This is a genomic window from Rahnella sp. AN3-3W3 (assembly GCF_003263545.1).
In the GTDB taxonomy this organism is placed as follows: Bacteria; Pseudomonadota; Gammaproteobacteria; order Enterobacterales; family Enterobacteriaceae; genus Rahnella; species Rahnella variigena.
The window spans coordinates 12,781-31,098 of the sequence record NZ_JYDG01000041.1 but is presented as its reverse complement, the minus strand read 5'-3'; the positions used below and the strand labels follow the sequence as shown (position 1 = coordinate 31,098).

Annotated in this window: 15 protein-coding genes; 3 read left to right on the top strand and 12 right to left on the bottom strand. The window is 53.2% G+C overall.

What is annotated here, in order from left to right; translation table 11 throughout:
• Window positions 1–36: 36 nt before the first annotated feature.
• The 10 genes from UC15_RS12215 to UC15_RS12170 form a co-directional block, all read right to left on the bottom strand.
• Complete coding sequence (locus UC15_RS12215; RefSeq protein WP_112288701.1) at window positions 37–1,356, bottom strand: cytochrome c; 1,320 nt, start codon at window positions 1,354–1,356, stop codon at window positions 37–39.
• Between the two features lie 18 nt (window positions 1,357–1,374).
• A complete protein-coding gene (locus UC15_RS12210; protein WP_112288700.1) occupies window positions 1,375–2,979 on the bottom strand; it encodes a GMC family oxidoreductase in 1,605 nt (534 codons plus the stop codon).
• The gene (locus UC15_RS12205) at window positions 2,972–3,556 is read right to left on the bottom strand and encodes a sugar dehydrogenase complex small subunit (protein ID WP_112288699.1); all 585 of its coding nucleotides are present in this window, start codon (window positions 3,554–3,556) and stop codon (window positions 2,972–2,974) included. Before UC15_RS12205 ends, UC15_RS12210 begins: the two co-directional genes overlap by 8 nt.
• Before the next feature lie 81 nt (window positions 3,557–3,637).
• Entirely contained in the window at window positions 3,638–4,114 is a 477-nt protein-coding gene (locus UC15_RS12200; protein ID WP_112288698.1) for a heme-binding protein, read from the bottom strand.
• Between the two features lie 392 nt (window positions 4,115–4,506).
• Window positions 4,507–6,054 (bottom strand): serine hydrolase, encoded by a 1,548-nt coding sequence (locus tag UC15_RS12195; protein ID WP_112288697.1) that lies wholly within the window; start codon window positions 6,052–6,054, stop codon window positions 4,507–4,509.
• A gap of 85 nt (window positions 6,055–6,139) precedes the next feature.
• Window positions 6,140–6,925 (bottom strand): ABC transporter ATP-binding protein, encoded by a 786-nt coding sequence (locus UC15_RS12190; protein ID WP_112288696.1) that lies wholly within the window; start codon window positions 6,923–6,925, stop codon window positions 6,140–6,142.
• Window positions 6,922–7,752 (bottom strand): ABC transporter ATP-binding protein, encoded by an 831-nt coding sequence (locus tag UC15_RS12185; protein ID WP_112288695.1) that lies wholly within the window; start codon window positions 7,750–7,752, stop codon window positions 6,922–6,924. Before UC15_RS12185 ends, UC15_RS12190 begins: the two co-directional genes overlap by 4 nt.
• On the bottom strand, window positions 7,752–8,678 hold the full coding sequence (locus UC15_RS12180; protein WP_112288694.1) for an ABC transporter permease: 927 nt from the start codon (window positions 8,676–8,678) through the stop codon (window positions 7,752–7,754). The genes UC15_RS12185 and UC15_RS12180 overlap by 1 nt, the downstream gene beginning before the upstream one ends.
• Window positions 8,675–9,688: an ABC transporter permease gene (locus UC15_RS12175; protein WP_112288693.1), complete on the bottom strand. Its 1,014-nt coding sequence runs from the start codon at window positions 9,686–9,688 to the stop codon at window positions 8,675–8,677. Before UC15_RS12175 ends, UC15_RS12180 begins: the two co-directional genes overlap by 4 nt.
• Window positions 9,685–11,280, bottom strand: coding sequence for an ABC transporter substrate-binding protein (locus tag UC15_RS12170; protein ID WP_112288692.1), 1,596 nt, complete (start codon window positions 11,278–11,280; stop codon window positions 9,685–9,687). The genes UC15_RS12175 and UC15_RS12170 overlap by 4 nt, the downstream gene beginning before the upstream one ends.
• A gap of 250 nt (window positions 11,281–11,530) precedes the next feature.
• On the opposite strand from UC15_RS12170, the gene UC15_RS12165 reads away from it, so the two are divergent.
• Window positions 11,531–12,643 (top strand): dipeptidase, encoded by a 1,113-nt coding sequence (locus UC15_RS12165; RefSeq protein ID WP_112288691.1) that lies wholly within the window; start codon window positions 11,531–11,533, stop codon window positions 12,641–12,643.
• 76 nt (window positions 12,644–12,719) lie between these two features.
• Here UC15_RS12165 and ydgH read toward each other — a convergent pair whose 3' ends face one another.
• Window positions 12,720–13,673: a DUF1471 family protein YdgH gene (ydgH, locus tag UC15_RS12160; RefSeq protein WP_112288690.1), complete on the bottom strand. Its 954-nt coding sequence runs from the start codon at window positions 13,671–13,673 to the stop codon at window positions 12,720–12,722.
• 537 nt (window positions 13,674–14,210) lie between these two features.
• On the opposite strand from ydgH, the gene pntA reads away from it, so the two are divergent.
• Together pntA and pntB are read left to right on the top strand one after the other, a co-directional pair.
• Window positions 14,211–15,740 (top strand): Re/Si-specific NAD(P)(+) transhydrogenase subunit alpha, encoded by a 1,530-nt coding sequence (pntA, locus tag UC15_RS12155; protein WP_112288689.1) that lies wholly within the window; start codon window positions 14,211–14,213, stop codon window positions 15,738–15,740.
• Between the two features lie 9 nt (window positions 15,741–15,749).
• Complete coding sequence (pntB, locus tag UC15_RS12150) at window positions 15,750–17,141, top strand: Re/Si-specific NAD(P)(+) transhydrogenase subunit beta (RefSeq protein ID WP_112288688.1); 1,392 nt, start codon at window positions 15,750–15,752, stop codon at window positions 17,139–17,141.
• Between the two features lie 91 nt (window positions 17,142–17,232).
• Here pntB and uspE read toward each other — a convergent pair whose 3' ends face one another.
• Complete coding sequence (gene uspE, locus UC15_RS12145) at window positions 17,233–18,192, bottom strand: universal stress protein UspE (protein WP_112288687.1); 960 nt, start codon at window positions 18,190–18,192, stop codon at window positions 17,233–17,235.
• Window positions 18,193–18,318: the final 126 nt, after the last annotated feature.

The window sequence follows — 18,318 nt, the reverse complement described above, 5'->3', positions numbered from 1 at the left end:
CTTAAAAGGCTCCCTGGTTTGTTATCAGAAAGCAGATTACTTCTGTGTGCCTTCTTCAATTTTCGGCGGATAGTTCAGATCAGCCGCTTTACGCATTTTTGCAACGTCTTTGGCGGTGACAGTTGCCGCTGCCGGATTTCCGAATTGCGTGCTGACATAATTACTCAGTGTTGCAATCTGCTCGTCATTCAGCTGATTGGCAAACGACGGCATCATGATTTCGCCCTTATCCATATGACGCTGCACGCCATTAAGGATAACGGAAACCTGATTTCTGTTGTCGTAAGAACCGGTGCTGGTATGACTGAACAGCGACGGATACGCATGGAAGCCCTCGCCGCTGCCTTCACCGCCTTTGCCGTGACAGGCTGCGCAGCTGGCATTAAACAGGGCGGCGGCTGACTGGTCAATTGTCTGACCTTCAGCACGCAGCGGATAAACGTCCTGATTTTTCTGGCCCCATGCATCGCGCGGTTTGGTTTGCTTGTCATCAGCAATCGCCGGAACCGAGCGGATATAGGTCGCAATCGCGTTCAGGTCACTGTCTGTCAGATGTTGCAAACTGTGCTCGATGGCTTCAGACATTGCACCGGAAGCTGACGCTTTGCCCGCCACAAAACCGGTTTTCAGGTAAGTCACCAGTTCCTGCTGCGACCAGTTGCCGATCCCGGCATTTTTGTCCGGCGTGATATTAAACGCTACCCACGAGCCTAAATCACCGCCGGAAAACGCTTTATCGGTATCCATGCCCATGGTCAGCGTGCGCGGCGTATGGCAGGTGCCGCAGTGTTCCAGCGCTTCCACCAGATATGCGCCGCGATTCCAGTCCGCTGATTTGGACGGATCGTTTTTCAGTTCGCCTTTGTCGAAGTTAAACATCTTCCACACGCGCATGCCCCAGCGCTGGTTAAACGGGAAAGACAAATCCGTTTGCGGCCCGGCGGAATGTACTGCTGGTTGCGACATCAGATAGGCTTTGATCGCCAGTACGTCTTCACGTTTCATTTTGGTGAATGAATCGTAAGGCATTGCCGGATACAACTGCTGTCCGTCTTTGCCAACGCCTTCACGCACCGCGCGGACGAACTCATCGTCACTCCAGCTGCCGATACCAAATTCCTTATCAGAAGAAATATTGGTGCCGTAAATCACCCCGAAAGGGGATGCCAGCGGATAACCGCCGCCGAACTTCGCGGTTTTATCTGCACCCGGCGCGGTGTGGCAGGCGGTACAGTCACCGGCTATTGCCAGATATTCACCGCGTTTAATCATCTCCGCATTGCCTGCTGCATCATCAGCCCAGGCGCTGGCTGCTGCCATTATCGGCAGCGCCGCCAGCACGAATTTCATTTTCATTGCTCAATCCTCAGAAAATCAGGCCAGGCTTTTCAGCACCGCGTCAGCCATACGTAATGCCAGCGCGGTTCCGGACAGCGTGGAATTCACTGTCGAAGCAGAAGGCATAATGCCGGTACCGGCAATAAACAGGTTCGGGTGGTCATGCGTACGGCAATTTCCATCCACCACGGAATCTTTCGGGTCGCTGCCCATGATCATGGTGCCGGTAATGTGCTGGTTGTTGTCGTAAACGCCACGTTTGCTGTACACCACTTCGGTGCCGCCCATCTCTTTGACGATTTTCTGGAAGTCGAGCATCGACTGGTCATAGCCGCGGTGAACGTAGTCCGGGAATTTGTAGTGAACCTCCAGACGCGGGATCCCCCATTCGTCTTTCTCGGTCTTGCTAAGTACCACGCGGTTTTCAGGCTCCGGCAGCATTTCCAGCAGGCATTTCAGCTGAATAAAACGCTCGGACTGGTAGGTCAGTTTGTCGTTAAGCGCTTTGCCGTAATATCCCTGACGCACCAGGCGCTCGGTCAGATAACGCACCGGCGAGGTGTTGGCGACGTCGATACGTAACGCAGAGCGTTCGCGGCGGAAATCACCATCACGCAGATTATTGATACTGCCGGGACGCATCGGGCCGCGACCGAAATACACCGGTTCATCGGCATAGAATTCAACGGAAGTACCCGGGTGATCCATCAGGTTGCGGCCGACCATACCGGAACTGTTGGCGATGCCGTCCGGGTATTTGTCACTGGTGGACATCAGCAGCAGTTTCGGGCTTTCGATGCCGTTGGCAGTCAGCACGAAGCGTTTGCCGGTGACTTTGTGGGTCACTTTGTCTGCATCGAGATAATGCACGGCCACGATTTCACCGCTGTCATTGGCTTCGATTTTGTACACCACGGCGTTGGCAATCACGCGTACACCGGCTTCAATGGCTTTGCGCGCGGAGATACCGCCGTGATATTGCGCGTCAATCGGACAGACAGGCATACAGTTGTTGTTGCCACAGCAGGCAGGACGGCCATCGTAAGGAATACTGTTGCGCGCCTGTGGGCCGATACCCAGGATGTAACCGAGTTTGGCAATGCGTTTACTGATGCGGTCGAACCCGTAAGGTAGCGGAATACCCGGCAGCGGATAAGGCTGTGAGCGCGGGGAGTCCAGCGCATCATCACCCGAAACCCCCATCTGAATTTCCGCTTCGGTGTAATACGGCTCCAGCTCTTCATAGCTGATTGGCCAGTCACGACCCACGCCATACAGTGTTTTGATCTTCATGTCGTTTGGCAGCAAACGGAACGCCTGTCCCGCCCAGTGCCAGGTCGTACCGCCGACACCGCGCAGATATTGCGCAGCATAGAGATCCGGGCCTTTCTGGATCAGATAGTTGTTATCTTTTGGCTGGAACTTCGGTTGCGGAGCCCAGGGTTTGGGCGGATACGGCTCGGTGAAATCGCCTTTCAGCGGTGACTGACGGAAAAGTTCTACCGCTTCATCGCGTTTAATCACCGGCCCTGAATCGAGCATCAGCACGGAAACGCCGGCTTTCACCATTTTCAGCGCAGCCAGCGAACCGGCTATACCCGCACCAATAACAACGACATCTGCATTCAGTGCATCAGCCATGAGCAATCACCTCCGTGGAATTTTGTTGCAGTGCAGCAGGCTTGTTGACCCAGAAATTCGGTTCACCCGGCGCATAACTTGGCGGCAGCAGGTTATTTTTCAGCAACTGATAGCTGACGATATTTTCGAATCCGATACATTTCTGGCTGCCAGGCTGACCGACCACACCGAGATACCAGCCGCTGACCAGTTGCTGATACAGCTGCGCCAGCTCTGCCGGTTGCGTGGCCAGCAACTGATGCAAATCTTCACCGACAACATTTTTGTGCGTGGTGATCAGCGCTGAAAGGGCATCCAGCTGCGTGTCGAGCTGCGTATTATTTGATGACTGATGATTTTGTGACTGATGCAGCCAGCTGTAGAGCGCCTGAGCGAGGTGCGGTTCGAGCGTGTCCATGCCGGTCAGCTGTTTAGAAAGTGCCATAAAACTGTCTGGCATTGTCACAGCAGAAGCAAGCGGTGGCGCGGCATGGGCGAGGGTGGCAAATACGCCACCGCCCAGCATCTGGCTACCGATACCCGCAACCATGACGCCCGCAGTGCCGAGTATCCACCGGCGACGAGAGAGATTGATCATGCTGAAAGTCCGTAAATGTTCCGTATAAAACGGCCACGGGGGGCGTGGCCGTCAACAAGAAGGAGTAATTAAAAGTGCCTGTTATTTCAGGACGCTGGCCGCTTTTTCTGATGACTGATTATCGATGTCCTGCTTCGGTGTGCTGACACCGACTGCACCAACTACTTCACCGTCAATGGTCAGCGGGAAGCCGCCACCCAGTGCCACGGCGTGCGGGATTGCCAGCACGGTGGTTTCACCGCCTTGCAGGCGCTGCATGAATTTCAGCGAAGGAGCGTGATACAGCGCTGAAGTGCGTGCTTTACCGATGGAGGCTTCGACGCATCCGGCAGGAGAGCCGTCCAGACGCTGGAATGCCAGTAATGAACCAGACGCATCAACAACAGCAACGCAACCGGTGCTGTGTTGCTCAGCAATGGTCGCTTTTACGCTGTCGATGACTTTAGCAGTCTGCGCGTTATCGAGCTGAGGATGCCCGGCGGCGAAAGCAGAAGTGGCGGAGAATAATAAAGCGGAAGCACAAATTACAGCACGTGCTGTGTGTTTTTTAACAGACATAGACTCATCCCTTGTAGCGGTAGCAAAACATTGCTTAAAAAAAATCTGGAAAAATAGTTGCATTAAATCAATATCTTTAAAATTCAACGGCGTCATAAGCTGAACACTTGATGTGTTTCTTAATGCCATGCAGATGAAGCGGGTATTGAATTTTGTTTCCCAGATGTTAATTCAATTAACAAGCATGAAAAAGTGACGGTTGCGTATGGCAACTAATTTTCAGGAGGTGTTGTGAGGATATTTCAGGCAAAACGGGCTTGCAGGCCTTGTTAAATAAGGACTGAACATTTTGTGCGGTTATGTACCAGATGATCCGTTTGTATTAATGAAATGTGATGAAGTTAACAAAAAAAGCCTCCGCGACGGGAGGCTTTGCAGTAAATCGTCCGGTGTTACTGCCCCGGTTGCCAGCTGCTGCGGCATTCATCGCGGCGGAAGCTCAGCACACGGCTGCGGTTCGAGACGAGTTTGACGTTGTAGCCCTGGAAATAAAGACAGAAGGTTTTCTTCCACGGCCCGTCTGGAAGTTCCACCAGCAAACGTCCTGCCCCCAGCGAGGTTAGCTGGCCGCTGGCGCGCTGAGTGCCAACGCCAGTCCGCAGTTTGTCGCCGTCGATATCAAAGGCGGCTTTTGACTCGGGATGATACCAGCGCCCCTGAACCATCTTCAGGCAGTCATTGGGCTCGATTGGCCGGAAGTAACGTGGCGCGTGGCCGATTTCCCCTTCAATGGCATGACCATTCCAGCGCAAGCGCATCGGCATATGCGCCGAAAGTGTAATGGCCTCACCGGCATCTTCGCCCTGATACAAGTTATCGGCGGAACCGAGATAACTGGCGGTGCCGTTACTGACTTTCAGCCAGTAAGGATCGGCGATGCTGGAATACAAACCGTCCGGCAGGGCGTCGCTGCGGGCAGGAAGCGGTGATGCGAGTAATACGGACATCACTTCCAGTGCGTGCGTATAGGCGGTGGTATCTTCACGGTTGGACACCAGCGCGATGCCAGCATCCAGTTGCGGGTGAAGCAGGAAATAGGTTTTGTATCCTGCATGGGAACCGCCATGGCCGTAAACCGTATGTTCACCGATTTGCGACGACGTGGTTCCCAGTCCGTAGGCGGAAGGGATATTGCCGTGCAGATGGCGTTGCGCGGTCAGCGCTTTCAGCACGCCTGCACCCGGACCGCTGTCTGCCAGCAGGCTTTGCAGCCAGACGGAAAGCGACCGTACGCTGCCGGTCAGACTGCCGGAAGCCGAAAGATGTAATCCGGCGACCGCTGTTTTCCAGCCGCTCGTGTCCTGCCAGTAACCGGGCACCAGATTGGGCACAATATCAAACCAGGTTTCCGGCGCGCGGAAGGCTACATCAAGCGGACGCGCGATGTGTTCCGCCAGCAAATCTTCAAACAAAATGCCTTTTCGCCTGAGGATTTCTTCCACCAGCCGGTAACCGGTATTGCTGTAGGAAATCTCGGTGCCAGCGGGGAAATTCAGCGCGCCGTCCTGCGCGAGAAATTCCATAATCGCCTCCGCATCGCTGACGTTATAAACCGAAATCCCCAGCAGGGAGAGCGTTTCGCGTACATCTGGCAACCCGCCCGTCATGTCCAGTGCCTGACCGACAGTCACTTCAGACATCGGCGGTTTCAAGTCAGGCAGATACTGACCGAGGCGGTCTTGCGTTGAGAGTCCGGCATCACTTTTCAGTAAGGCCAGCGCCGCGAAAATATGCTTGGTGACTGAAGCATAGCGAACCACGGAATCTATGCTGAAGGGCTGCGAAGTGGTCAGGTTGGCCAGGCCACCGGTGGCGAAACCGCGCAGTGTTTGACTGTCGAAAAGAGTGATTGCCCCGCCGGGCTCGCCGGGCTTATCCCAGTTTTGAGTAATGCGTTTTGCTGTCGCCTCAGCGGCTTGCCACTGTAAATCAGAGGTCATGAGAATCTCCACAGACTGTCTATCAGTGAATAAGAGGGCAGCCGGACTGCCCGTGAGACCGGAATAATGTGCGTTTGTGCAACGGTTATTCGGGCTCCTCTAAACTGAGACTTAACGATCGTAATTCTGCTGTATGCGGGTGGGTGACGTTGCCCGTCCGTAAATCGTCTGCGCTCAGAAGCTCAACCATTTCACCACCAATCATTACGCCAATGCTGGTGCAAAGATGCGTTACGACGGCCAGATTGTGGCTGACGAGGATATAAGTCAGTTTCCGCCGTTCACGCAGGTCGCTTAGCAGATTGAGGATCTCCGCCTGTACCGACACATCCAGCGCCGAAGTCGGTTCATCGAGCAGTAAAATTTCCGGTTCCGAAATCATTGCCCGCGCAATGGCGACACGCTGACGCTGTCCGCCGGAAAGCTGATGCGGGAAACGAAAACGCACCGCCTGCGGCAAACCGACTTCGCTCAGGGCGTCGGTTATGCGCTTCTCAATGTTGAGAAAACCATGCACGATCAAAGGTTCGCTGAGAATGCGGTCGATGGTCTGGCGCGGATGCAGCGAACCGTACGGATCCTGAAACACCATCTGCACGCGGCGGAAGAAGCGTTTCTGGCGTACCGGCAGCTGATCTTCACCGCCGATTACCATTTCTCCTGACCATGACTGATTCAGTCCGGCCAGCGCGCGTAAAATGGTCGATTTTCCGGAGCCACTTTCGCCGACAATCCCGAAGCATTCGCCCGGCGCAACGCTGAAACTCACGCCTTTGACCACTTCGGTCTCGCCAAAAGCAATCCGCAGATTGTTGAGAATAATTTTGCTGTTATCTGCATCCTGATAGAAAAGAGGGGATTGGTCAGTCATGAGGTTTTCCATGCTTCGTCACGCACCAGAACCGGCAGTCTGTCACGCGGATGTTTCAGCGACGGCAGACATTCCAGCAGCCCGCGGGTGTAAGGATGTTGCGCTTTCAGCAGGTCGCCCGCCTGTAATGTTTCGACGATACGGCCTGCGTACATCACGGCCACGCGGTCGCAGAATTTGGATACCAGCGGTAAATCGTGGCTGATCAGAATCAGTCCCATGCCGAGACTGGAAACCAGATCATCCAGCAGACGCAAAATCTCGGCCTGCACGGTGGCATCCAGCGCGCTGGTCGGTTCATCGGCAATCATCAGTTCGGGATCTGGCGCCAGCATCATGGCAATCATTACGCGCTGGCCCATACCGCCGGACACTTCATGCGCATAGCGTTCGGCGACTTTATGCGGGTCGCGGATACGCACCTGATCCAGCAGTTCTATGGCGGCGTTCATTGCCTGTTTTTTCGAACCGCCTTTATGCGTCTGCCACGCTTCCGCCACCTGTTTGCCAATGGGCATGACCGGATTGAGCGAGTATTTCGGATCCTGCAAAATAAATCCGACGCGTTTGCCGCGTATCTGCCGCATCTGCTTTTCACTGGCGTTGCGCAAATCAATACCGTCGAAAGACAGCGTTTCAGCACGGCATTTTGCGCTTGATGGCAACAGGTTCATCAGGCAACGTGCGGTCAGGGATTTCCCCGAGCCGCTCTCGCCGACAATTCCGAACTTTTCTTTACCCAGTGACAGTGATACGCCGCGAACTGCGTCGAAACTGCCGCTGTTGGTCTGAAAGGTAATATGCAGATCTTTGATATCAACCAGCATCATTTCTCCTTAGGATCGAGGACGTCGCGCAGGCCGTCGCCGAGGAAGTTAAACGCCAGTGAAGTGACAAAAATCGCAATGGCTGGGATCAGCGGCACCCACCATTCGCTGAACAGGAAACGGCGCGCAGTGGCAATCATTGCGCCCCATTCCGGCGACGGCGGCTGAGCGCCCATCCCCAGAAAACCCAGGCTGGCAGCGGTGATAATGATCGAACTCATATCCAGCGTGATGCGCACCACCAGACTGGGTACGCACAACGGCATGATATGGCGCAGCACAATACGCGCCGGTGTCGCGCCGGTCAGGCGGCAGGCGGCAATATAATCTGTGCCGCGCACCTGCATAGTTTCCGCGCGGGCGAGGCGTGCATAAGGCGGCCAGGCAGTAAGGGCGATCGCCAGAATGGCACTTTCGATACCAGGCCTGAGTGCAGCCACAAAGGCCAGAGCCAGGATCAGACGCGGGAATGCCAGGAAAATGTCGGTGATGCGCATCAGAATACGGTCAAGCAATCCGCCCGCGTAACCGGCCACGCAGCCAATCAGCAGGCCGAGCGGGGCGACAATCGCTACCACAATAATCACCATCCCGAGCGTGATACGTCCGCCATAAAGAATACGGCTCAGGGTATCGCGTCCCAGTTCGTCGGTACCCAGCCAGTGCAGGGAAGACGGTTTTGCCAGACGGTGTGCCAGATCCTGCGCACCCGGATCGTAACTGGTCAGCCACGGCGCACAGATGGAAATCAGCAGGACGATCAGCACGGTGAACAGACCGGTAACGGCCAGCGGATTTTTGCGAAGACCAAGCCAGATGCGGTAACGACGGCCCCAGACGGCTTGTGTCCGTGTATGTGGTGTATCCGCCAGCAGCCAGGCGCGGCTGCCTGCACGGGGTTGAGGTGTGACAGGAAGAGTGCTCATTTTACGCGGGGATCCAATAGTCGGTAGAGAAGGTCGGCCAGCAGGTTAAGCAGCACGTAAATCGCGCCAATCAGCAGCGTGGAGCCGATCACCGGGTTCATATCCGCATTCATCAGCGAGACGGTGAGGTATTGCCCGAGGCCGGGCCAGGAGAAGACGTTTTCAGTCACTACTGCGCCCTCCAGCAAACCGGCATACGTTAGTGCAAGCACCGTAATCAGCTGCACGCCGACCGTCGGGAAAGCATGTTTCCAGATGACGCGTTGCGCAGAAAGCCCTTTGGCGCGGGCCGTTATCACATATTCCCCGCCGAGTGCGTTGAGCATAAAAGTACGGGTCATGCGGGTGATGTAAGCCATGCTGAAATACGCGAGGATCAGCACCGGCTGAGCCATATGCGCAAGGGCATCCCAAAATGCGCCCATGTCACCGGCCAGCAGCGAATCCACGGTAAGCAAACCGGTGACCTGCGGGATCATGTCCTGATAGATGATGTCCTGACGTCCCGGCCCCGGCGCGATACCCAGCGCGGAATAGAAAATCAGCAGGCTGAGCAGCGCCAGCACAAACACCGGCAGGGAGTGACCGGCCAGACATACCACGCGGATCGTCTGATCAATCCAGCTGCCCTGACGCGTTGCCGCCCAGACGCCCAGCGGAATACCGACAATAGCGGCGATAATAATGGCCGCCGTCGCCAGTTCCAGCGTTGCCGGGAAAAAGCGCGCGATATCGGTGGTCACCAGATTGGAGGTCAGGGCAGAACGGCCTAAGTCACCGTGAAATACCTGACTGAGATAATGGAAGAACTGCATCCAGAGGGGCTGATCCAGCCCCATTTCATGACGAACCCGTTCGACGACTGCCTGCGGGGCATTATCGCCAACCGCAGCCAGAACCGGGTCTGTCGGCATCACGCGACCGATGAAAAAAGTCACCACCGACAGACCAAACAAAGTAAGACAAACGCTGATGCAGGTACTCAGAAATCCCTTGAGTCTCTTGCTCACGCTTTAACAACCTTCTCGTAAGGGCTGGTGCTCATTACTGTTAATACCACGCCGGAAATCACGTTGCGGCAGGCGGCGGTCATGGTGGGTTGCAACATGATGGCAAACGGGCTGTTTTCCATATGTCTGGTCTGCAACTCTTCGTAGAGTTTGATGCGGGTGGCCGGATCCGACTCTTTCAGCGCTTTGGTGCTGAGATCTGAAATGTCTTTATCCTGCCAGCTGCAACGCCATGCCAGCGTGCGGCTCTTGGCTTTGTCGGTATTATCCGGGTTGCTGCAGAAGGCTTCTGCGTTGGAGTTCGGGTCAAAGTAATCCGCCCCCCACTGGGTCATCGCCAGTTGCTGCTGACGCGCACGCATTTTAGTCAGCACCTGACGGCTTTCGGCAGCCAGCAGCGTGACTTTAATCCCGACTTCGGCGAGGTTCGATTGCAATGCCTGCACGATGTCAGAAGAAGGTGAGGCGGAGTAGTGATCGAGGGTGATTTCAAAACCGTTCGGGAAACCGGCTTCGGCCAGCAGCGCTTTGGCTTTTGCCACATCACGTTTGTACATAATGGTACTCACCGCCGCAGGGAAACCTTCCGGCAGAAAGCTCTGGTGGATTTTGTGGGTCAGCGGCACGATATGCTGCTGGATGTTTTCGTAATCGATTGCCCATTTAATCGCCTGCCAGACCTGCGGTTTGGCAAGATTCGGATGCGCGGTATTGGCAGAAAGCATAAAGGTGCCGGCAATGCCTTTCTGTACCAGCGTGAAGTTTTTGTCCTTCAGCAGAGGACGTAATTGTTCGGTAGTCAGGTTACGCGCAATATCGATATCGCCTTTCTGCAACATGAGCAACTGGGCAGAAGGGTCAACTATGTGACGCATGATGATGCGCTGGATTTTGCCTGCGTGCGGGTTGTTTTTGTTGCTTTCGAGAATCACGGATTCGCTGACTTTCCAGTCGCGCAGTTTGAAAGCACCGGAACCGGCGCTGTTTTTCTTCAGCCAGGCGTTACCCAGATCATCACCCGCCTGATTGGCCAGGCAGGCAGATTTTTGCACGATACTGCCCACGTTCGCGGTCAGGCAATACAGCAGAAAGGATTCAGAAGCAGGTTCAGTGGTCTGGATCACCAGCGTTTCGGCGTCCGGCGCGGTAATCAGGCTGTCGACGTTATCTTTGGTATAGCCAAACTGGTTGATGATGTAGGCCGGGCTCTTGTCGAGTTTCACCACACGCTGCAGGGAAAATGCGGCGTCTTCGGCAGTGACAGGTTTTCCGTCGGCCCATTTTGCTTTCGGATCGAGTTTGAACGTGAAGGTTTTTTTATCGTCGGAAGAGGTCCATGAAACAGCCAGATCGCCTTCGATTTCATCAGGGGAGGCCAGTTTTGGTTTCACCAGTTGCTGGTACATATTGCCGGTAATTTCACTGCCCACGGACTCGAAGCTTTCATGCGGATCAAGGCTGGTAATGATATCAAGCTGGATAGCCATCACCAGAATTGAGGCTGGTGTGGCAGCAAACACAGCATCGAATTTCAGGTAGGACAGAACAGGTATTGCGGAAAAACCGGTAACAAATTGACGCCTGGTAACCATAACTACTCCCATCGTGTTGATATATAAAAGTAAAATTAAAAATTACGTTGGCCAACCCTTGACTTAACTCCGGGCAACTGGCTTAAATGAAAAACCGTTGCTTTACACATCCCGACGTTTCATATCGAAAAAACTAATGTGAAGCGTACTGTGCTTGTTCTTTGCTGGTGCAATTTCACGCGGTGAGTGCACCCTGTCGGAACATATCTCCGTTGTCTTAGCCATGCTCAATCAAAGGTAGACCTTTTTTATGAATAACGTAGCGCACGGAACTGAAGAATTAATGCCGGTTTTTGATGGACATAACGATGTTTTGCTACAACTGTGGAACGAACATCGTCAGGATCCTGCACAGTCATTCCTTCAGGGACCCGCCAGCGGACAATTAGACCTGCCGCGCTGTCGTGACGCAGGCTTTGCCGGCGGGCTTTTCGCCGCCTGGGTGCCTACTCCTGAAGTAGATCTAGCAATTAGCGTGCCTGATCGTACTGTGGACACCCGTTTTCTGCCGGAAGGTACTCAAAAGCATCCTGATTTTTCCCCGACACCTTCTTTCGATTTTGCACGTGACGTCACATTTGGCATGATGGCGTTCCTGCTCAGAATCGAAGAACAGTCGCAGGGAAAGGTGAAAATTTGTCGTACCGCGCAGGAAATCAGACAGTCGATAGATAACCATGCATTAGCTGTGGTTATGCATATCGAAGGGGCGGAAGCGATAGATGAGGATTTATATAATCTGGATGTGCTTTACAGCATGGGGCTGCGTTCTCTCGGGCCAGTCTGGAGTCGCCCGAACATTTTCGGCGAGGGTGTGCCATTCAAATACCAGACGTCGCCGGACACCGGGCCGGGGCTGACCGATGCGGGTATCCGGCTGATCAAAGCCTGTAACCAAAAACGCATCATGATTGATTTGTCACATCTGAACGAAAAAGGGTTCTGGCAGGTGGCTGAACTGAGCGACTCGCCGCTGGTGGCCAGCCATTCCAATGCGTTCAGCATATGTCCGATGTCGCGTAATCTCACCGATAAACAGCTTGGCGCAATCAAAGAGAGCAGCGGTTTTGTCGGGCTCAATTTTGCTGTGCCATTCCTGCGTGAAGACGGCAAACGCAGCGACGATACCGGCACAGACATTATGGTGCGTCATGTGGATTATCTGGTTGAACATCTGGGTGAGGATGGCGTGGGCTTCGGTTCGGATTTTGACGGGGCATCGATGGCACCGTTTATGAAGGACGTACGCGGACTGCCGGTGCTGGTTGAAGCACTGCGCAAAGCGGGGTATGGCCAGGCGTTGCTGGAGAAAATCTGTTACAAGAACTGGATTAATGTGCTGGAACGCACCTGGGGGCAGTAAGGCTGCGGGAAAAATGTTCGCGGCAAAAGAAAAGGCAGCCATTTCTGGCTGCCTTTTTGCTGTTTCGGGCTCAAACTTATTTGAAGAAGTCTGCGCTGATGGTGAGGTTGCCACCACTTTTGTTCTGCCACTGACGAGTGATGTGGTAGAACTTGGCGCCTTTGGCAGCTGCACGGTTTGCCACTTCCTGTGAAACATCCGTGGTGCTGTTGAAGTGACCGGTGAAGGTCGTGGAGTCAAACGGCACCATCTGAGCGGCGGTCACGTCATTCACTTCCTGAATTTTCGCGCCGTTGGTTGCTGTGACGGTGTAACGTTTACCAGTAGATGACTGCGTTTCGAAGAAACGGCCTACTTCACGGCTTGGACTGCCGGAAGATGCCACGCCTGGGATCTCAACTTTCTTCGCTTCTGCGCCACCGGCTGCCAGTGCTGCACGGCCTGCATCAGAATCGGCAGGAATGGCATCAGGTGACTGAACCACGCGTTTTGGCGCATCTTTCTTATAAATAAACGCAGTGATGTACTGGTTGCCGCCGCTGTTGGCATCAATCTGGCGGACGATGAAGAAGGAATAAGCCCCTTTATCTTTCGCCGCTTTTGTAATGGCATCGTTAACGTCTGGCTGGCTGCGATAGAAACCGCTGACAGTCACAGTATCAAAAGGCTCAAGTCCATAAGCGACGTCTTTCGGCAGCTCTACCACGCCATTAATGACGCGATAATGGGGATCTTTGCTCACTTCCGGCGCATCTTTTTTATAGATATCTGCCACTACACGCCAGTTACCGCTATTGTTAGTGCTGTTGGTATCTTGAATATAAAAATAATCTGCACCCAGCGTATCGGCACGGCGGGACACGGCATCAGCCGCATCGCCCAGCGTGTTGAAACGCCCGGTAATAACAATGCGATCAAAAGGCTTAATGGCTGCAGCTTTCTGTGGGCTAATTTCCTGCGCGGCATGTGCAGCCGACAGCGCAGAAACAGAAAACAGGGCCGATGCGATGATCGTTTTTGTCAGCTTCATAAAAAATCCTTTCACCTTGCGCAGTAATGTTGAAACGTGCTGAATTCTTGATGTGTAACAGGTTAGCGGCCGATTATTGCATGTAACAATGCCGAGTGTCTCAGCAATTTATGGCAATAATGCGTGCGCCACCGACGATAACAGCGACTTTTTTTACCAGGTATAACTTATATAAGTTTGTTGAATAATCCAAGTAGTGAAATAAATGTTAATTATTCACTATTTTCTAACTTTTATGCCCGTTCTGAGCGGGTTAAGGTAGAGAAACTCTCAGTGATAGATCGGGTTTAAAGCAGGTTATCAGGTGGATTAAAGGCCTGTTTACTCAGGTTTGCAGCAGGTTTGCGGCCCATATCAATTTTTTTATTATTAATTGTCTGACTATCGCTGTGATACGTAGATTATTGATTAGATATTCAGTAGGTTATAAGCGGCCTGAAAAAATACAAACCGGGGCTTACTATCAACCGGCAGGCGTGAAGTTGAATTGTTATGACGATGACATAAATCATCAATGAAAAGGGTGAAGGGAATACTATGCGTATTGGTGTACCAAGAGAGCGGTTGACCAATGAAGCCCGGGTTGCAGCCACGCCGAAGACGGTGGAACAGTTGCTTAAACTCGGCTTTACGGTCGCTATCGAACAGGGAGCCGGTAAATTAGCCAGCTTTGACGATGCAGCTTATGAACTGGCGGGTGCATCTGTCGTCAGCGGCGATGATGTATGGCAATCAGATATCGTGCTGAAGGTGAATGCGCCTGAAAACGATGAAATCGATAAATTACAAGCAGGCACCACGCTGGTCAGTTTCATCTGGCCTGCGCAAAACCCTGAGTTGATTCAAAAACTGGCTGATCGTCAGGTGACGGCAATGGCAATGGATTCTGTGCCTCGTATTTCCCGCGCACAATCTCTTGATGCCCTGAGCTCAATGGCTAACATCGCGGGTTATCGCGCGATTGTGGAAGCCGCCCATGAATTTGGTCGTTTCTTTACCGGGCAGATCACTGCTGCGGGTAAAGTGCCGCCGGCGAAAGTCATGATCATCGGTGCCGGTGTGGCTGGCCTGGCTGCCATTGGCGCAGCAGGAAGCCTCGGCGCTATCGTCCGTGCTTTTGATACCCGTCCTGAAGTGAAGGAACAGGTAAAAAGTATGGGTGCGGAGTTCCTGGAACTGGACTTCGAAGAAGAGGCGGGCAGCGGTGACGGCTACGCAAAAGTGATGTCAGAAGCCTTCATTAAAGCGGAAATGGCGCTGTTCGCAGCCCAGGCCGAAGAAGTAGACATCATTGTGACCACCGCGCTTATCCCGGGACGTCCAGCACCGAAGCTCATCACCAAAGAGATGGTCGCTTCGATGAAACCGGGCAGCGTGATTGTCGATCTGGCAGCCCAGACGGGCGGTAACTGTGAACTGACGGTTGCAGACCAGATTACCACTACAGAAAACGGCGTGAAGATTATCGGTTATACCGATTTGCCAAGCCGCCTGCCGACGCAGTCCTCCCAGCTTTACGGCACCAATCTGGTTAACCTGCTGAAATTACTGTGCAAAGAGAAAAACGGTGAAATCGAAATCGATTTTGAAGATACCGTTGTGCGCGGTGTGACCGTGGTGAAAGCGGGTGAAGTGACCTGGCCGGCACCGCCAATTCAGGTTTCTGCTCAGCCCCAAGCTGCGAAAGCCGCTGAGCCGGTAGCAAAAGCTGAAGTTAAGCCCGCGTCTCCGTGGACCAAATTCATCATCATGGCCGTTGCCATTGTGCTGTTTGGCTGGCTGGCGAATGTGGCGCCGAAAGAGTTCCTCTCTCACTTTACGGTGTTTGCGCTGTCCTGTGTGGTCGGTTACTACGTGGTGTGGAATGTCAGCCATGCGCTGCATACCCCGCTGATGTCGGTCACTAACGCCATTTCGGGGATTATTGTGGTCGGTGCCGTACTGCAAATCGGTCATGGCGGATGGGTCAGTTTCCTGTCCTTTATTGCCGTGCTGATTGCCAGTATCAATATTTTCGGCGGATTCACCGTCACTCAGCGCATGCTGAAGATGTTTCGTAAGAACTAAGGGGAATATATGTCTGGGGGTTTAGTTACAGCAGCATATATTGTTGCCGCTATTCTGTTTATTTGCAGCCTTGCCGGGCTGTCAAAACATGAAACATCAAAACAGGGTAACATTTTCGGCGTCACCGGGATGGCCATCGCGTTAATCGCGACCATTCTTGGACCTGACTCCGGTAACGTTGGCTGGATCATCGTCGCCATGGTGATCGGTGGTGCGATTGGTGTTTATCTGGCACGTAAAGTCGAAATGACCGAAATGCCTGAGCTGGTTGCCATTCTGCACAGCTTCGTGGGTCTGGCTGCGGTTCTGGTGGGCTTTAACAGCTATCTGGATCACGGTGCGGTGCCGATGGAAGGCGTGATGGAAAACATCCATCTGACCGAAGTATTCCTCGGTATCTTCATCGGTGCGGTGACCTTTACCGGTTCGATTGTGGCGTTTGGTAAACTTCGCGGGATTATCTCTTCCAAACCGCTGGCTTTGCCGCATCGTCATAAACTGAATCTGGCTGCGCTGGTTGTTTCTTTCCTGCTGATGGTGATGTTTGTTCGCACTGATAGCGTCGGTCTGCAGGTTGTTGCATTGCTGATCATGACTATCATCGCTCTGGCGTTCGGCTGGCACCTGGTGTCATCCATCGGTGGTGCGGATATGCCGGTTGTAGTGTCCATGCTGAACTCCTATTCCGGTTGGGCAGCGGCGGCAGCGGGCTTTATGCTCAGCAATGACCTGCTGATCGTCACCGGTGCGCTGGTGGGTTCTTCAGGTGCAATTCTGTCTTACATCATGTGTAAAGCGATGAACCGTTCGTTTATCAGCGTGATCGCCGGTGGTTTCGGTACTGATGGCTCTTCTACGGGCGACGCTGAAGAGATGGGTGAGTATCACGAAGCAAGCGCGGAAGATGTGGCTGAACTGCTGAAAAACGCCAGCTCAGTGATCATCACCCCGGGCTACGGCATGGCGGTGGCTCAGGCACAGTATCCGGTGCATGACATTACCGCCAAACTGCGCGCTAAAGGCATCAACGTTCGTTTCGGTATTCACCCTGTTGCAGGGCGTTTGCCGGGCCATATGAACGTGCTGCTGGCTGAGGCGAAAGTGCCTTATGACATCGTGCTAGAAATGGACGAAATCAACGACGATTTCAGCGATACCGATGTTGTGCTGGTTATCGGTGCAAATGACACCGTGAACCCGGCGGCACAGGAAGATCCACGCAGTCCAATTGCCGGTATGCCGGTGCTGGAAGTGTGGAAAGCGCAGAACGTGATCGTCTTCAAACGTTCAATGAATACTGGTTATGCCGGTGTGCAGAACCCGCTGTTCTTCAAAGAAAACACTCAGATGCTGTTTGGCGATGCCAAAGAAAGCGTTGAGAAAATCCTGCGTGCTCTCTAATTCCTGAGCCGCAATGAAAAAGGCCAGTCAGTTGACTGGCCTTTCTTTTGTGCGCGATTCAGCGATTATTCTCAGACAGTATTCTCCCAGATTACTCGTCGTCATCCTCTTCTTCGTCATCGAATGTCAGCGGACATTCAAAATCATCCGGTTTGATGGCCAGCAAATCGCATTTCAGATGGTCGATCACCTGTTCCGTGGTGTTGCCTAAAAACGCCGCAGAAAGACCGGTACGGCCAATCGCACCGAGAACAACCACACCTGCCTGCAAATGCTCTGCAAGGTCAGGAATGACTTCTTCCGGTAAGCCTTTTTCCACGTGTGTGAATTTTTCGTCAAGCTGGAATTTCTGTCGCAATGCTTTCATCGCAATCAGATGCTGACCGCGGATAGCATCGTTATAGACGCTTGGGTCAAAGTCAGGAAGTTCGATGGCAATATTAATCGGCGTGACCGGATACGCGCCGACCAGATGGACTTCCGTCTGATTAACGTGAGAGGCCAGCTCGATGGTTTCTTTCACCAGTTTGATATTGAGCGGGTCGTGATAGGGTTCTTCACTGGAAAGGTTAACGGCGACAACGGCTTTACCGCTCTCAGGCCACGGCTGGTCTTTGACCATCCAGACCGGGCAAGGGCACTTGCGCAGTAAATTCCAGTCCGTAGGCGTGAAAATGACAGATTCAAGACGGTCATGCTGGTGGGCCATTTTCAACAGCAAATCATGATTACCGGCAATCACTTCCTGAATGATGGCTTCGAAAGGTTTGTTGTGCCAGACCACTTTAACGTCGATCGGAATACCCGCTTCGACATAGTAGCGACACTGTTCTTTAATCCATTCTTCCCGTTCACTGATTACGCTTTGCCGCATACCGATTCGCTCATCTGGCGAAAGCATGGTGGTCATTTCATAGGAGAAATCATAAATCGACAAAAAGGCTTTTATGCTGCCGCCGTTACGTTGCACCAGATAAACGGCACGACGAAGCGCGGGTTGGTCATCCTGATTGGGGTCGATAGCAACGAGTAAATTCTGATACTTAGCCATGGGGACTCCTTAACACCTGTAAGAGAACGGCGGTCAGTGTATTAAGTACAGAGTAAACCAAGATTAAGCAATCGGATAGCGGAGAAATTGAGTCGGATCAACAAATTATTCCTTGATGATCCGACG

Bases quoted from the DNA above. Each gene is read 5' to 3' on its own strand.
- UC15_RS12195 (WP_112288697.1), bottom strand. From the start codon at position 6,054: ATGACCTCTGATTTACAGTGGCAAGCCGCTGAGGCGACAGCAAAACGC.
- UC15_RS12180 (WP_112288694.1), bottom strand. From the start codon at position 8,678: ATGAGCACTCTTCCTGTCACACCTCAACCCCGTGCAGGCAGCCGCGCC.
- UC15_RS12170 (WP_112288692.1), bottom strand. From the start codon at position 11,280: ATGGTTACCAGGCGTCAATTTGTTACCGGTTTTTCCGCAATACCTGTT.
- UC15_RS12215 (WP_112288701.1), bottom strand. From the start codon at position 1,356: ATGAAAATGAAATTCGTGCTGGCGGCGCTGCCGATAATGGCAGCAGCC.
- UC15_RS12210 (WP_112288700.1), bottom strand. From the start codon at position 2,979: ATGGCTGATGCACTGAATGCAGATGTCGTTGTTATTGGTGCGGGTATA.
- pntB (WP_112288688.1), top strand. From the start codon at position 15,750: ATGTCTGGGGGTTTAGTTACAGCAGCATATATTGTTGCCGCTATTCTG.
- UC15_RS12190 (WP_112288696.1), bottom strand. From the start codon at position 6,925: ATGACTGACCAATCCCCTCTTTTCTATCAGGATGCAGATAACAGCAAA.
- UC15_RS12185 (WP_112288695.1), bottom strand. From the start codon at position 7,752: ATGCTGGTTGATATCAAAGATCTGCATATTACCTTTCAGACCAACAGC.
- ydgH (WP_112288690.1), bottom strand. From the start codon at position 13,673: ATGAAGCTGACAAAAACGATCATCGCATCGGCCCTGTTTTCTGTTTCT.
- UC15_RS12205 (WP_112288699.1), bottom strand. From the start codon at position 3,556: ATGATCAATCTCTCTCGTCGCCGGTGGATACTCGGCACTGCGGGCGTC.
- uspE (WP_112288687.1), bottom strand. From the start codon at position 18,192: ATGGCTAAGTATCAGAATTTACTCGTTGCTATCGACCCCAATCAGGAT.
- pntA (WP_112288689.1), top strand. From the start codon at position 14,211: ATGCGTATTGGTGTACCAAGAGAGCGGTTGACCAATGAAGCCCGGGTT.
- UC15_RS12200 (WP_112288698.1), bottom strand. From the start codon at position 4,114: ATGTCTGTTAAAAAACACACAGCACGTGCTGTAATTTGTGCTTCCGCT.
- UC15_RS12165 (WP_112288691.1), top strand. From the start codon at position 11,531: ATGAATAACGTAGCGCACGGAACTGAAGAATTAATGCCGGTTTTTGAT.